We start from the raw sequence: 15,549 nt of genomic DNA on the forward strand, positions 1-15,549 counted from the left end.
AAACTATGCCTCCGACTTAATCTTATCCAAATGTTTCTTAATATCCCTCTCATATCCCATATCTCCCGGCTCATAGAATTTCTCATTCACATAAGCATCAGGAAGATACTGCTGTCTGACGTAATGATTAGGATAATCATGTGCATATAAGTATCCTACACCGTGTCCTAACTTGGCACTACCCTTATAATGGGCATCCTGCAAATGTACAGGAACCGGTGCAGTCTTTGAATTCTTAACTACATCAAGTGCCTTATCAATTGCCATGTAACATGCATTACTCTTAGGTGCTGTCGCAACATAGAGTGCCGCCTGACTTAATATAATACGTGCTTCCGGCATTCCGATGCGCTCAACAGCCTGTGCCGCAGCCACTGCAACCTGCAGTGCATTAGGATCAGCATTGCCTACATCCTCACTGGCACATATCATTATTCGTCTTGCTATGAATTTAATATCTTCACCTGCATACAGCATCTTGGCAAGATAATAGCTTACTGCATCAGGGTCTGAGCCTCTCATGCTCTTAATAAATGCTGATATTGTATCATAGTGGTTGTCACCCTCTTTATCATATCTTACCGAGCGCTTCTGGATACATTCCTGTGCTGTTGCAAGATCTATATGTATAACTCCATCATCTGATCTGTCTGTTGTGAGTATTCCAAGTTCAATGGCATTAAGTGCATTTCTCGCATCTCCGTTGGATATATCTGCAAGGAATTCCAGTGCATCATCGTCTATTGCTGCATTGTAGCTTCCCATGCCCTTCTTCTCATCATACACAGCACGCTTTATTATTGTCTTGATATCTTCTTTCTCTAGTGGTTTTAATTCAAATATTATTGACCTTGATATTAAAGCTCCATTTACTTCAAAGTACGGATTCTCTGTCGTTGCACCAATAAGAATTATTGTTCCATCCTCAACAAATGGAAGCAGATAATCCTGCTGTCCCTTATTAAAGCGGTGAATCTCGTCTACGAAAAGAATGGTCTTTCTTCCATACATTCCAAGATTGTCTTTCGCCTTGGCAACAACCTCTTCCATATCCTTCTTTCCGGCAACTGTGGCATTAACCTGATTAAACTCTGCACTTGTTGTATTAGCAATTATTCTAGCTAAAGTTGTCTTTCCTGTTCCAGGTGGACCATAAAATATTACTGAGCTAAGCTTATCTGCCTTAATTGCCCTGTAAAGCAGTTTATCCTTTCCGATTATATGAGACTGTCCTACCATTTCATCGAGTGTTTCCGGTCTTAATCTCATAGCCAATGGAGATTCTGTATTCTTATTGTTTTCACGCATATATTCAAATAAATCCATAACTTATACCTGTTTTAATACATTTGCAATTATCTTAGTTCTGTTCCAAGCCACAATCTTTCAACGTAGCCTATATTGCTGATATCATTTCCCTTCAGTGTATTAGAATAAAGAATATTATCAGCATCATACGCATAGATTCGGTTCTTGTAAAAATATGTTCCCTCTGTATCTGTAACTGCATCTGATTCCAGAATTGCAACAGCTTTGCTCTTAATGTTATCCATATAGTACTGCCTGCCGCCTGAAACATATGTTAAAGCCTTGCCTTTATTATACACTTTAGATAATGAACCTGCATTAACATCTGACGCAATGTCTGTAATCTTGTTGTTATCAACTACTCGAAGCTGTCCTTTCGCATTAACATACACTATCTGACCATCTGATGAATTATATATGTAATTCTTTTCCTTAGTCATAGAATCAACATCCACATACTCACTCACTTTAGTTTCTCTGATAAGTGCTGATGTCATTGATGTACCTGAAATTCTGTATATAAGCGAATTGTCTCTATCAAATACATAATCTGCATCATTGTCTGTCTTCTTGTCTATCTTATACGCAGATGCATCTTTGCATGAGTAATAATATACTCCATCACTCTTAGAATACAGCAATGTATCCACATCTTTTCTTGTGTTAAGGCTGTCTGCATTCGCTGTATACACACCTGGCATGTTCTCTGACACAGGCCATAACTGCATAACTGCATCTGCAACTGAAACCGGCTTTTCTTTTTTCTCATAATCATATGTATACAATGAGCCTGCATTAGTAAGACATACTATCAGGTGCTTTGACTCATACACATATGCCTTATTAAGATTACCCTCTATAAGAGTTGTCTGTGCCTCAGGCTGTTTCTTAACTTCTTTGACTCTGCTCATGGCAAGGCTTGTTCCATTAGTAGAACCCTCGTCATTAATAATATTAATATTCGTGTATATAACAAGACCGTCATCAGAGATATACATAATCTCTTTCTGCAGATTATCTTCTGACACAAGAACACATTCGTCCTTACTCCATATGTACATTGAATATCTGCCAGACGAGTTGGACTCATCATATGTTACCGTAACGAAATACTTTCCATTGTCACTCGCAACGCTTAAGATATTCTTCTCTGAATCTATCTGTTCCGGCCACTGTGCTGTATAGAAAGTCTTACTGTCTGCCGCAAATATTGCATTACTTTCATCACATACATAATTGCTGTCCAGCCCTGCTATATCATATATCTTTCCGTTGTAGCTTACATATAGAGCATAATTCTTCTTAGTTGCAAGCTTGTATATTCCAAATGCTGCGACACCAATAAGCACTACTGCTATCAGTGCTGCCGCTATCATTTTCATTCTTTTGTTAATCTGACGTCGTGCAATTCTTATCTGTGGCTTTTCCTGATTATCATTTCTACTGCCACCTGCTTTACTCTGGCTCTGCTTTCTGCTGTCCGCTTTGCTTCTGTTCTGGCTCTGCTTCTTACTTTCTGTCTTGTTTCTGCTCTTCTTCTTTATTGCCTGCACGCGTTTTGCTAATGCCTGTCCATAGTCACTCTGTGATTCCTCTTTTTTATCAGAAGAAGCAGACCTCTCTTTCAAAGCCTGCTTCTCCTCATATGCTTTTCTTCTGGCAAGATAATCACTGTTGTTAACTAATATAACAGGTCCATCACATCTCGGACACTGACTGCCCTCATATTCCTGACCACATTTAGTACACAGCATAATTCTTTCCTTTTAATTATCGATTTAAATTCCGTTCTTTTATTAATTAAAATCTGAACTTATCTTCAAAATACGCCTTAAGATCTGCTATCTTTATTCTTTCCTGTTGCATTGTATCTCTGTCTCTTACAGTTACAGCACCATCTTCTTCTGAATCAAAATCATATGTGATACAGAATGGAGTACCAATCTCATCCTGTCTTCTGTATCTCTTTCCAATATTACCTCTGTCATCAAACTCACAATTGTAATACTTAGAAAGTTCTGCATACACCTTTTCTGCACCTTCATTTAACTTCTTAGAAAGTGGAAGAACACCTATCTTAACTGGTGCTAATGCTGGGTGGAAATGAAGAACCGTTCTTACATCTCCGCCTTCAAGCTCTTCCTCATCATAAGCTGAGCAAAGGAATGCTAATGTTACACGATCCGCACCAAGTGAAGGCTCAATAACATATGGTATATACTTCTCCTTAGCTTCATCATCAAAGTATGACATATCTTCACCAGATACTGTCTGATGCTGAGTAAGGTCATAATCTGTTCTGTCTGCAATACCCCAGAGCTCGCCCCATCCGAATGGGAAGAGGAATTCGATATCTGTTGTTCCCTTAGAGTAGAAACAGAGTTCTTCTGGTGAATGATCTCTTGCTCTCATCTCATCTTCCTTCATTCCTAATGCCTTAAGCCAGTCGATGCAGTACTGTCTCCAGTATGTGAACCACTCAAGATCTGTTCCAGGCTTGCAGAAGAACTCTAATTCCATCTGCTCGAACTCTCTTGTTCTGAATGTGAAGTTACCTGGTGTAATCTCGTTACGGAATGACTTACCAATCTGTCCAATACCAAAAGGTACTTTCTTTCTTGATGTTCTCTGAACATTCTTGAAGTTAACAAAGATACCCTGAGCTGTCTCTGGTCTTAAATATACTGTGTTCTTGGCATCCTCAGTTACACCCTGGAATGTCTTAAACATAAGGTTAAACTGTCTTATATCTGTGAAATTGTGCTTTCCACATGAAGGACAGCAGATATTCTTCTCATCGATGAAATTCTTCATCTGCTCCTGTGTCCATCCATCAACTGAACCGCCGAGATCATATGAATTCTCGTCTGCCCAGTCTTCTATAAGTTTATCTGCTCTGAATCTCTCATGACATTCCTTGCAGTCCATTAATGGATCAGAAAATCCACCAAGATGACCTGATGCTACCCAAGTCTGAGGGTTCATAAGAATTGCACAGTCAACTCCTACATTGTATGGGCTTTCCTGTACGAACTTCTGCCACCATGCCTTCTTAACATTGTTCTTTAACTCAACACCAAGGTTACCATAATCCCAGGTATTAGCTAATCCGCCATAGATTTCAGAACCTGGGTAAACAAATCCTCTTGCCTTAGCTAAAGAAACAATTTTCTCCATTGTCTTTTCCATAATAATATAATCCTCCTAAAGGCAACAGCCTGACTACATCGAACTGCATCGGCTGCTACATAATCTTAATTATTTTATAACATTTAGTGCTGATTAGCAAGAGGAATGATGTCTTAATCCTCCCAAGCTCAATATACTTTCACACTTAAATAGCACATTGTATAATTTTTAATGCACTGCCAACATATATGTAATTCAAAAAATATCAGAAAAGCCAGATATATAACAACTTCTGTTATTATACATCCGGCTTATATTATGCATTAATCAATAGTGTTCTTTTTCTTCTTATCTTCATGTATAACAAATACAATTCCTGCTAATGCCATAAACAACATTATACTATAACCTGCTACATTATACACATCAGCTGTCTTTACACTATCTTCTGCCTGTTCCTTATCACCTGAAATGGTTTCATCGCTTTTCTTATTATCATCACCCGTATCCGGTGCTGGCGTTGGATCTGGCGTTGGTGTCGGATCCGGCGTTGGTGTTGGTCCTGGCGTTGGTGTTGGTCCTGGCGTTGGTGTTGGTCCTGGCGCCGGATTATCACTCTTATTAAGCTCTTCATTTTTTGCACTAATAGCACTTAAAAGACTCTGACCTTTTGTTGTCCAGTAAACTGCATCAACTGTAAAACTGCCATCTGAATCTGCTGCTTTTGCTGTAAGTGTTCCATTTTTATCAACAACAAATACCTGCTGTCCATCTGGATTAACGCCCGCTACCCTTGATGGTGCTTTGACAGCCTTTGAGAGTGATATATTCATATTCTGAATCTGTTGTGCAAAAAGTTCTGCTGTTATAAAACCGCCAAGCTTATTGCTATGTGTGCTATCTCCTGCTGACATAACCTGCATACCATTAACAGATTTGCCATTAGCTGCCTTTTCATCTGCTTTGTATGCTTCCTCATACATATTTTTTGTTATCTCAAATCCATCAATAAGCAACACATTCTGTTCCTTTGCAAGCTGTTTAACTGCCTCAACATAGGCGTTATTTTCTGTTACCAGTGTTCCTGTTGTTGTATCTGTTGAATCATGATGTGGTTTGATAGTTCCATCATTTGTATAATAAAGTCTTGATACTGGTGTTACAAGAACCGGTATAGCTCCTACTTCTCTCGCTGTCTCGATATACTGTGTAAGATACCACTTATAAGTACCACCACAATCATACGAATAAAAGCTGTCACCATACTTTGAAGCAAGCGATGATGGTGTTGCCACTTTAGTTCCTGCTGTTACCGGATATATTCCGTTAGCATCTGGTTCTCCAAGTGGTACATATCTATCTTCAAGATATCCTTTTCCATTAGCGCAATCATTGTGACCAAACTGTATAAACAGATAATCGCCTTCTTTAATATTGGCTTTTATCTTATCTAATGATCCTTCATTAATAAAGTTACGGCTGCTTCTTCCTCCATTAGCATAGTTCTGTACCTTAACCTTTGAAGAGTCAAAGAATGTCTGTAAATATTCACCCCATGAACCTTCTGCCTGAGCCTTGCCACTCATATACATACCTGATGCTGAATAATCCTTAACTGTTGAATCACCTGCTAAAAATACATTTACTCCATCTCCAAGTTCTATATCTGTTGAACCCGTTGGATCTTCATATCCTTCCCTTACATATGCATCTGCCTTATAACTTACCGCTTCAGACTTTATTCCGCTTATGTTTTCAGGTACAACTTCAACTTCAATATACTTTCCAATTGCATCTTTTGTGATTTTATATGTATTGTCTACATTGGCGCTTGTTGCTTTTACAAGAGTCCTGTTTCCATCATTATCAACAATATACCAACGGATTACTGATGCATCAGATGCATCATTTGCATTGCCAAGTGAGTATACTACAGTAAGAGTATGTCCTGGATATGGTGCATTGATATCTCCATTATCAACAAGATATGGTGTTTTTTCAAATATCACTGTACTCTCATCAGCAACATAATCCGAAGGTGTCCAGCCAGAAAGATAATCATTCACAACATCTTTCTTTGCAACGCTGTCATCTGTCACAACTCCTGTAACTCTCTTAGACATATCAACTGCTGTTCCATCTGTGTAAACAGAATTATATTCTTTATAGTTTGCTTTTTCTGGTTTGTTACCAGACATATCAAACCATCCTTCATCTTTTATGTAACTGCCATTTATCTTAGTATTAAGGAATGTTACTCTCGCATCCTGTCCCCAAGGTCTTCCAAGATATCCCGCATTTACCTCAAGTTCATCGTTTCCTGTTATTGTACAGTTTCTAAACACATACCCTGCCTTAGTTGCTGCTGTTGGCTTGTGTGCTGTAATATAACCGCCAACAGAGCCTGTACTATAACCAAAGAATCTAAGCTCACATCCGTCAAATACTGCATTGCCATCACCAAATATGTAATCTGTATTACCTTCTATGCGACAGTTCTTAAAATACATATTAGTTGCAGAATTACCTGTATATAATGTATCCTGGCTTCCAAGGAATGCACAATCTGTAAATTCTACCTTATCAGCTTCTATAGCCATGGCTGTTGCTCTTTCAGTTGCTGCTTTTGATGTAACATCTGTTGAGTAATTTCTTTCTGGAAGCTTCGTATCAGTTGGACTTACGCCATCTTCTATTTCTTCATCTGTTATATATCGGTTAAAAGAAGCTTCAAATGTAATTCCATCAGCACTAAAACCAGTTGCTGTATTTTTAAGCAATACTGAACAACCCCACTTTGAAGCAGCAGCTTTATCATACTTATCATATGCATTTTCAGCATTATAATAACCGGTTGAATCTATGCTGTAATACTCATATCCAATTCCATAATACCATGTAAGAAGTACCTCTTTACCTGATGACTTTTCATCATTAACAAGTCTTACATAAGGAGTTGATATAACAACCTGTTCTCTGTATGTACCAGGAGCAATATGTACAGTAACTCCGTTCTTTTCATCCGGAGCTGGTGTCATTGCCGATATTGCTGATATCGCCTCTTTTACTGTATTAAAATTAATATTTCCTTTTTCTTCATATCCAACATATATATCAGATACTCTTTCAACCTGCTCTTTATCCTTGGTAGATACCATTAAAATATCTTTAGTCACATCAGCATCGCTTACTACTATATGTGTTGTTGTTCTATATCCATCAGCAACAGCTTCGATTGAATATGAACCATTTCTTAACATAACTTCATATCCATCTGTCGTTACTTTTCCTGTATATATATACTTATCATCTACATTCGTAAACTTAACATCTGTAACAGCTGTATTACCATCAAGTCCTGCAAACTTTCCTGCTGCCTTATATAACCTTCTGGCAGAAACTTCAATATCTCTGGAATAGCTTACCTGACTTATTATCTCGCCTCCGCTTAAAACTTCATAATCATTAACTCCGATAAGTTCAACTGTATACTTGACATCAGGTTCAAGTGTAGCTGTAAATGCCTTTTCAGAATCAAGCTTAAGAATCACATCATCTGCTAATGAAGATGAATCAGCCACAAGTTTGACTGATAAATTAGATGTATCATAGTCAGCAGCAAAGCCTGTAACCTTTCCTGTGTATGTATACACTTTCTTCTCTTCTATGCTTAATGTAACTCCAGACTTTCCTGTAAGAGCTTCATCTACTGTTGTCGAAATATTCTTTGTAGCATTCGAAAATCCATATCCTGCTACTCCTGATAATACTGCAGTATAATTACAGCCTGCTGCAAGTGTAGCTGTAAATGTATTCCCCTTTATATCTGCATCATATGTAATACCATTAGCCTCATCCTTAAACATAACCTTATAGCCGCTTAGCTGTGCGCCATCTATTGTTCCACTTACTGCAACTCCAGGTATCCTGACAATTCTGTTATATATAGGTTTTCCTGCTGCTGCATCTGTATATACCTTATATGATCCACTATACTTAGCCACAAATTCATATTTAGTACCCTTGTTAGTAAAGCTGGCTTTTTCTACCTGTTCATTATCTTCACCAAGATATTTAAAAACAAGTGTTCCTGTAGCAGCATTGCTTGATGCCATGTATACAACTATCTTATCTCCTGCTATTACATTGTTAATGGTAACATTTCTTCTTGTCTCTCCTCCTGTACCATTACAGTAATACATACCACCCGCTGTATATCCATCATCATATGCTGTTGTTGCTAAAGCATTGGTTCCATAGTTTTTGCTTGATGTTGAGAACAATCTGTCATTAGCTATATGATTGATAGTAAGATCACCAAATGTTGTCTCTCCAGCAACAAATTTTCCAGCCTGGGATACATTGGCACAACTATCCCAGTCAGAAGCAGTGATATTATTATTATATTTACTAGTATCTGCTTCCTGTACTGCACCCATATCCCATACGTCAATCTTTCTTTTTGACGCATCTGATCCTGCTGCAAATGCAGCCACATCTATGCTTGTAATAAGCATAAGAACTGCACATAAAAGACTGCTAAGACGTCTTTTAGTTATTCTGCGCATATTGACCTCCCTTTCTGCCATTAAAAGGCATCACTATATTATATATTTGCATGAATATCAATAATTTTTGTTTCAAAAACTATTTAATATTCATAATGCAATTGTATAGTATGAACCAATGTCAAGGTCAATATTTTTAATGTATTTAACAAAGAATTGTTTTTATATACGTACACGTCACATTATAAAACTGCTGCCATTAATCCTCCCAGGGACGAATCCTGTAAGCAGCCCCTATCTCATCACATAGCTTCTGACACTCTGCCTCTTCCTCGTGAGATATGGTTGTGTCAACTGTTGTAAGAACAACATTAGGGATATACCTGGTACATTCCTTTGCGAAGCTTATCATTTCATCAAATGATTTTTCGCCGAACTTACTTCTTACAAGTGCATTGTATTCATCTTTGTGTGGATTGTTAAGACTGATTGATATTGTGTCAATCAAGCCTTCCATCTCTGGCACAATGTCTCTGCCATTAACAAGATTTCCAACTCCGTTAGTATTGATTCTTGTCTTTTTGCCATATGTTTTCTTGACATACTCAGCAACCTTGATAAGAACATCGAATCTTTCTGTCGGTTCTCCGAATCCGCAGAATACGACTTCTTCATACTCATCCATATTGAACTTTTCAAATTCAGCAATAACCTCATCATATGATGGTTCTCTCTCAAGCCAGAGTCTGCCTGACTCTCCGATTCTGTCCATTGTCTGTCTTAAACAGAAAGTACATGAATATGGACATTTGTTAGTTAAATTAACATATAAATTATTATGAACCTTATATAATATCTCCATTGTAATTCTTCTCCTTTTTACTTCAACGTAGTCAGCAGTTCCTCAAACGGCACACCGTCTGTCAGAGGAATATCCATCTCTATAGCCTTGAGTATGCATTTCTTTATGAATGTAGATGCCTTTCTTACTGACTCGTGGAAATTCACACCATTGACAGCGTCTGCCGCTATTATTGATGCGAATATATCTCCTGTTCCGGAACGCTGTGTTCCAACCTTCATAGTCTTAATAAGATAGTCTTCCCTGTTCTTTTCGTAACAGTAATTACCAATATAATGGCCCCGCTGGATTCCTGTAATAACAATCTTAGATGGTCCCATTGCAACAAGCTTCATCGCAATTTTTTTAAGCTCATCATTGGAATAATCCGGTCTGTATGGCTCGTCAGTTATAATACATGCTTCTGTGAGGTTTGGAGTAAGAATATCTGCATATTTTACAAGCTTCTTCATCTCCTGGCATGTCTCATCAGTATATGTCGGATACAGATTTCCGTAATCACCCATAACCGGGTCGATAACAACAATATTATCTTCGGTCTTGAAATTCTTGAAAAATTCTTCAACAATTGCAATCTGATTATGTGAACCTAAGAACCCTGTTACAATTCCATCGAATTTAAGGTTTAACTTCTTCCACTCTGCCATATAAGGCGGCATATTCTCTGTGAAATCTTTAAAATAAAAGCTGTCAAAACCTGTATGATTAGAAAATATCGATGTAGGCATTGGACAGCACTGAATCTTCATTGCTGATATAACAGGTAGCTCAACTGCAATAGAACATCTTCCAAAACCAGAATAATCATTAATTGCTGCTATTTTCTTCTGGTTATTATGAGACACATTTTTATCCGGCATATTGTCTCTCCTTTCGTCTGAATGTTACATAAAATCTTTACCCCTTAATATACAAAAAACTGGCATATGATAACATAGCCAGTTTATGTAATATTTATATGGTCAGATTAAGCATTTCCTTCGACTTAAATTCTTTATCGAATACAATGCTTTCCAGCCTGTTTACCACAAGCCTTAATTCTTCCTGGACTTCTTTGGTAACGGTGAATGAATACAGCCTGTTAAGCTGTGCTGTGACAATATACTGGAGTGTATATACCGTTGAGCCCGAAAGTGTAATTCCATCATATACATTTGTGGCACAATTCTTACAGCATAGTCCGTTTCTTGAATATGAATATACATACAGATTATCTTCTCTTCCGCATTCGTGACATGTGAAGAAATCCGGACACTCACCGTTAACTGCAATCATTCTTATCTCGTATATGAATCTTATAAGTTCATGGCTTACAGCACCTCTGCCCAATGCCTTTAGAGTGATATAAAGCAGATTAATCATTTCTGATGCATCAAGATTCTCCCTGCCATAATAATCTGCAATCTCAGCAAAATAGCAGGCGTAGCACACGGCATTAAGGTCATTTACCACATTTTCAAAGTACTCCTTAGCTGATGCCTTATACATCGTATATGAATCGCGTCCACGGTACACCTCAAATGTTCCGAATATAAAGCTTCTCGTAACACCAATCAATGCGCTGTTAGGCTTTCTCGCACCTTTCGCAAATACCGTTATCTTGCCATACTCCTTAGTCAGTATAACCAGTCTTCTGTCATATTCCCCGACAGGCATGGCGGAAAGTATCATGCCTGTAACAGTAGTAACCTCCGCCATCGCACCCTCCTGTCATGTATATTATTTGTCCTTCTTCTTGTCATATCCGAAGTTCTTAAGAAGAATATCACTGTCGCGCCATTCCTTCTTAACTTTTACCCAGAGCTTAAGATTAACCTTCATGTCAAGCTGCTTCTCAATCTCGTATCTTGCATTAGTTCCGATTTTCTTAAGCATTTCACCACCCTTGCCGATAATAATTCCTTTATGGGAATCTCTTTCGCATATGATAGTAGCGTCGATATCTGTAATAGGACCTCTTGCATTTCTTCTTTCCTTAAAGCTGTCAATAACAACCGCAATTCCATGTGGAATCTCATCATTTAATGCATGAAGTGCCTTCTCTCTTATAAGCTCTGCAACAATCTGCTTCATTGGCTGGTCTGTTACTGTATCTTCATCATAGTACATCGGACCATAATCAAGATGTGAGAATATAACATCAAGCAGGTCGTCAACATTATTGCCGTTTCTTGCGCACACAGGAACAATATCAACAAAATCAAGTTCCTTTCTGTAGCAGTCAATAACCGGAAGAATCTCCTCTTTCTTGATTGTGTCAGTCTTATTGATAACAAGAACTATAGGAGTTTTACATTCTTTAAGCTTCTCAACGATATGCTCCTCGGCAGCTCCAAGATGTGTTGTAGGCTCAACAAGCCAGCATATAAGGTCAACCTCACTGATTGTCTTCTCTGCCGCACCAACCATGTATTCACCAAGCTTGTTCTTAGCCTTGTGGATACCCGGAGTATCAACGAAAACAATCTGTCCACGCTCATCAGTGTATACAGTCTGTATTCTGTTTCTTGTAGTCTGAGGCTTGTTAGAAGTAATCGCAATCTTCTGTCCGATTATCTGATTCATAAGTGTTGACTTACCAACATTAGGTCTTCCTATAAATGTTACAAAGCCTGTCTTAGTTCTTGTGTTCTCTGCCTTAGCGCCCCCGGTAATTCCGCTGGCTGCAAGCATCTCATCTAAATTCATACATTCTTCCTTTCTGTTATCCCTGTACCTTGATAAGTGGCTGTATCTTATCAAAAAGCTCACTCTCTTTATTGATTTCCTTGCTGCTTCCCACAACGCAGAAATAATTCTCATCCATTGCACATCTTACAAGTGGAGCAAGCTCTCTTATTCTTTCTACATTACAGTCAAGAACCTGAACTCTTTCTTTCTTGAGTGATTCATAATCTGTGTTACAGATGTATGCACCAAATGATCTTGTTCCCTTTGCTGCCGGATTCATAGGTGTATCCATATCACCTATTGTTCCGATTATGAACTTGACCATGTCCCTGTCGCTTACATCAAAATGTTCAAGATAGTCTGCTGCATTTTCATATATATCGTTAGTCTTTCTTAAGTTAGGGTCTCTGTAAGAAACCATATACATGTCACCGTTTCTGTAAGAACCGCTCATGCAGCCGTATGCGCCGCCTTTTACTCTAACATTAATCCAGAGATAATCATACGAGAATATAACCTTAAGCACTCTTAATGCTCCTGTGTATTCATATCCTCCATCTCTGAAGTTACCACATCTTGCAACATACTGGACCTGTGAAGCTGAAGTATATCCTGTCTTGACATTTGCAGGTGTGTACTTTCTTTCGCATGCTGGCATGTCCGATTTTTTCAATTCTTCCGCATACTTTCCGAAAGCAGGTGCAAATGCATCATATCCCTTATCATCAGCAGTAAAGCTGACAATAATATTCTCTTTGTGGAATATATAATCGACAAGTTTGCTTAACTTATCTGCGATATCTTCCTTAAGCTCATCAAACTGTGAGTCAAGCTTCTGTATAAGCTCATAGAACCCATATCCTCTCATCTCGTTAGAATAATATGCATTTCTTGAGAACTGTGCCATACCTGCAAGCATTGCTGTTGAATGTCCTGCACTTGTCATTGTGCTTTCCATTCTTGACTTAAGCTTCGCAATTATCTCTTTAAGTCTCTTATAATCTGAGAACTTTGTCTTATATATAATTTCATTCATCATATCAAGGACGAACTGGATATTGTCATAGAGAACCTTACCCTTAACCTCATACATAATAGTACATTTGTCAAAATCCTTATTATCTGTGTATATGGCAGCATCAGTTGAGATTCCACCACAGTTAATATTGATTTCATTAGTCAGCTCTGTATATGTGTACTTTTCAGTATCCATAAGTCCAAGAACCGAGCTTAAAAGTCCGATATATGGAAGCAGTTCATCAGGCACATTCTTACAGTCGTAGCACATCATTATATATGCAATTCCATTAGTGAACATATTGTGGTGGATTACATCAACACCACCAATCTTCTTAGGGTCAATATATAACTTAGCCGGCTCTCTTGTGATATCCTTTAACTCAAGCTGTGGAATCTTCTCAAGATCCTTCTGGCTTGAAGGTGTATCCTGATATTCCTTTAATGCCTTTGTCTGCTTAACAAGCTCTTCCAGTTCTTCCTTGGAAAGTGTTGCCTTATACTTTGCAAGCTGCTCTGCTTCCTTTGCTTCCTTCTCCTCTGCAAGTCCATGCTTTGGAACAAGACTTAACACTACCTCATGATTATTATTAATAATATTGTCTTCAATGAATTTCTCAAAGAAGCCGTTCTCTGAATTCTTCTTGATTATTTCAAATGTCTCTCCTGCCTCAACATGAACAAATGGCTTGTTCTCATCATAAAGCCAGCTGTCCATCATTGTGAGATAATACATAAGTCCCTTCGGATATGGCCCAAAATCAGCTTCTCTGTATTTGAATTCGTAATAGTTGATTCCTGCCTTAACCATTCTCTTGCTAAGACCGTTCTTAACAATATCAGAAAGCGTGTCTTCAACAACACTCACAAATCTGTCTCTGTCACTTTCATTCGCATTCTTAGTAATAATTGAATACACCGGCTGATACACAGAAGTCTCTAACACACTGTACACATCTGTTCCAATTCCGGCGTCAATAAGTGCCTGCTTAAGCGGAGCACCCGGTGCCATGATAAGTGCATAATCAAGAATCTGTAATGCAAGATAGCTTACTGGGTCTGTTGATGTTCCGATAACAACATTGTAAGAAAGATAAGTGTTATCCTCCTCTGGCTCATCATCAGTAATTGCATACTCTCTTGTCTCATACTTAGGTGCGTCAAATGCTTTCTGGAAAGTTACCTCGGCATCTATATTGACATCATTCTTATCAAAAGCTGAGAGGTATTCGTTATTAAGATATTCAAGCCTCTCATCAACATCAATATCTCCGTACAGATAGATATAACTGTTCACAGGATGATAATATTCCTTGTGATACTTAATAAAATCTTCATACTTAAGCTGTGGTATAGCCTCAGGGTCACCACCGGATTCATTCTTGTATTCAGAATCAGGGAAGAGTGATACAAATGTATATCTTGAAAGCACATCATCTGCTGAAGAATACACACCCTTCATCTCATTAAATACAACTCCGTTATAAGCAAGCTCTCCATCTACATCTTCAAGCTCATAATGCCAGCCTTCCTGCTTGAATATCTCCTCATGCTCATACATTGCAGGATAGAATACCGCATCCATATAGACATCCATAATATTCTTAAAATCTGCCATATTGCAGCTTGCAACAGGATATACTGTCTTATCCGGATAAGTCATTGCATTAAGAAATGTGTTAAGAGAACCCTTGCATAGTTCTACAAATGGGTCTTTAACCGGATATTTTCTTGAACCACACAAGGTAGAATGTTCAATTATATGCTGCATTCCCGTGTCATTATCCGGTGGTGTCTTAAAACCTATAGAAAATACCTTGTTATCATCATCATTAGAAATAATTGCAACTCTCGCACCTGATTTCTTATGCTTTAATAAAAGTCCTACAGAATTAAGGTCATTAAGCTTTTCAATGTTCACAAGCTCATATGCACCGTAATCTTTATTAAGTTCGTTATATCTTGTCTCTAAATTCATATTACTGCTTTAATCTCCAATCTTTACAATAAGGAATTATACATATAAATATAATACCCCACAATGTAGGATTTTAC

At 38.0% G+C, this 15,549-nt stretch carries 9 protein-coding genes; all 9 read right to left on the reverse strand.

Annotation, left to right across the window (positions count from 1 at the left end):
* Positions 1-3: 3 nt before the first annotated feature.
* The 9 genes from GKE48_RS03035 to GKE48_RS03075 all read right to left on the reverse strand — a co-directional run bounded on the left by GKE48_RS03035 (position 4) and on the right by GKE48_RS03075 (position 15,472).
* Positions 4-1,326 carry a replication-associated recombination protein A gene (locus GKE48_RS03035; RefSeq protein ID WP_055286219.1) on the reverse strand — a complete coding sequence of 441 codons (1,323 nt, stop codon included), beginning with the start codon at positions 1,324-1,326 and terminating at the stop codon, positions 4-6.
* 29 nt (positions 1,327-1,355) lie between these two features.
* Complete coding sequence (locus GKE48_RS03040) at positions 1,356-3,062, reverse strand: hypothetical protein (RefSeq protein ID WP_154300416.1); 1,707 nt, start codon at positions 3,060-3,062, stop codon at positions 1,356-1,358.
* A gap of 46 nt (positions 3,063-3,108) precedes the next feature.
* Positions 3,109-4,497: a glycine--tRNA ligase gene (locus GKE48_RS03045; protein WP_154300417.1), complete on the reverse strand. Its 1,389-nt coding sequence runs from the start codon at positions 4,495-4,497 to the stop codon at positions 3,109-3,111.
* 263 nt (positions 4,498-4,760) lie between these two features.
* Positions 4,761-9,005, reverse strand: a complete 4,245-nt coding sequence (locus tag GKE48_RS14645; RefSeq protein ID WP_194173940.1) for a pectinesterase family protein — start codon at positions 9,003-9,005, stop codon at positions 4,761-4,763.
* 199 nt (positions 9,006-9,204) lie between these two features.
* Positions 9,205-9,807: a TIGR04100 family radical SAM protein gene (locus GKE48_RS03055; protein ID WP_022099104.1), complete on the reverse strand. Its 603-nt coding sequence runs from the start codon at positions 9,805-9,807 to the stop codon at positions 9,205-9,207.
* 17 nt (positions 9,808-9,824) lie between these two features.
* Positions 9,825-10,667: a pyridoxamine kinase gene (locus tag GKE48_RS03060; protein WP_022099105.1), complete on the reverse strand. Its 843-nt coding sequence runs from the start codon at positions 10,665-10,667 to the stop codon at positions 9,825-9,827.
* Positions 10,668-10,761: 94 nt separating this feature from the next.
* Positions 10,762-11,505 (reverse strand): DNA repair protein RecO, encoded by a 744-nt coding sequence (recO, locus tag GKE48_RS03065; RefSeq protein ID WP_022099106.1) that lies wholly within the window; start codon positions 11,503-11,505, stop codon positions 10,762-10,764.
* Between the two features lie 21 nt (positions 11,506-11,526).
* Positions 11,527-12,480 (reverse strand): GTPase Era, encoded by a 954-nt coding sequence (gene era / locus GKE48_RS03070; protein WP_055215776.1) that lies wholly within the window; start codon positions 12,478-12,480, stop codon positions 11,527-11,529.
* A 31-nt stretch (positions 12,481-12,511) separates the two neighbouring features.
* On the reverse strand, positions 12,512-15,472 hold the full coding sequence (locus GKE48_RS03075) for an insulinase family protein (protein WP_154300419.1): 2,961 nt from the start codon (positions 15,470-15,472) through the stop codon (positions 12,512-12,514).
* Positions 15,473-15,549 lie beyond the last annotated feature (77 nt).

This window comes from Lachnospira eligens, from assembly GCF_009680455.1.
GTDB lineage: Bacteria > Bacillota > Clostridia > Lachnospirales > Lachnospiraceae > Lachnospira > Lachnospira eligens_A.

Coding starts and splice junctions, on each gene's coding strand:
- GKE48_RS03075 (WP_154300419.1), bottom strand. CDS start 15,472: ATGAATTTAGAGACAAGATATAACGAACTTAATAAAGATTACGGTGCA.
- GKE48_RS03060 (WP_022099105.1), bottom strand. CDS start 10,667: ATGCCGGATAAAAATGTGTCTCATAATAACCAGAAGAAAATAGCAGCA.
- GKE48_RS03040 (WP_154300416.1), bottom strand. CDS start 3,062: ATGCTGTGTACTAAATGTGGTCAGGAATATGAGGGCAGTCAGTGTCCG.
- recO (WP_022099106.1), bottom strand. CDS start 11,505: ATGGCGGAGGTTACTACTGTTACAGGCATGATACTTTCCGCCATGCCT.
- GKE48_RS03045 (WP_154300417.1), bottom strand. CDS start 4,497: ATGGAAAAGACAATGGAGAAAATTGTTTCTTTAGCTAAGGCAAGAGGA.
- era (WP_055215776.1), bottom strand. CDS start 12,480: ATGCTTGCAGCCAGCGGAATTACCGGGGGCGCTAAGGCAGAGAACACA.
- GKE48_RS03035 (WP_055286219.1), bottom strand. CDS start 1,326: ATGGATTTATTTGAATATATGCGTGAAAACAATAAGAATACAGAATCT.
- GKE48_RS03055 (WP_022099104.1), bottom strand. CDS start 9,807: ATGGAGATATTATATAAGGTTCATAATAATTTATATGTTAATTTAACT.
- GKE48_RS14645 (WP_194173940.1), bottom strand. CDS start 9,005: ATGCGCAGAATAACTAAAAGACGTCTTAGCAGTCTTTTATGTGCAGTT.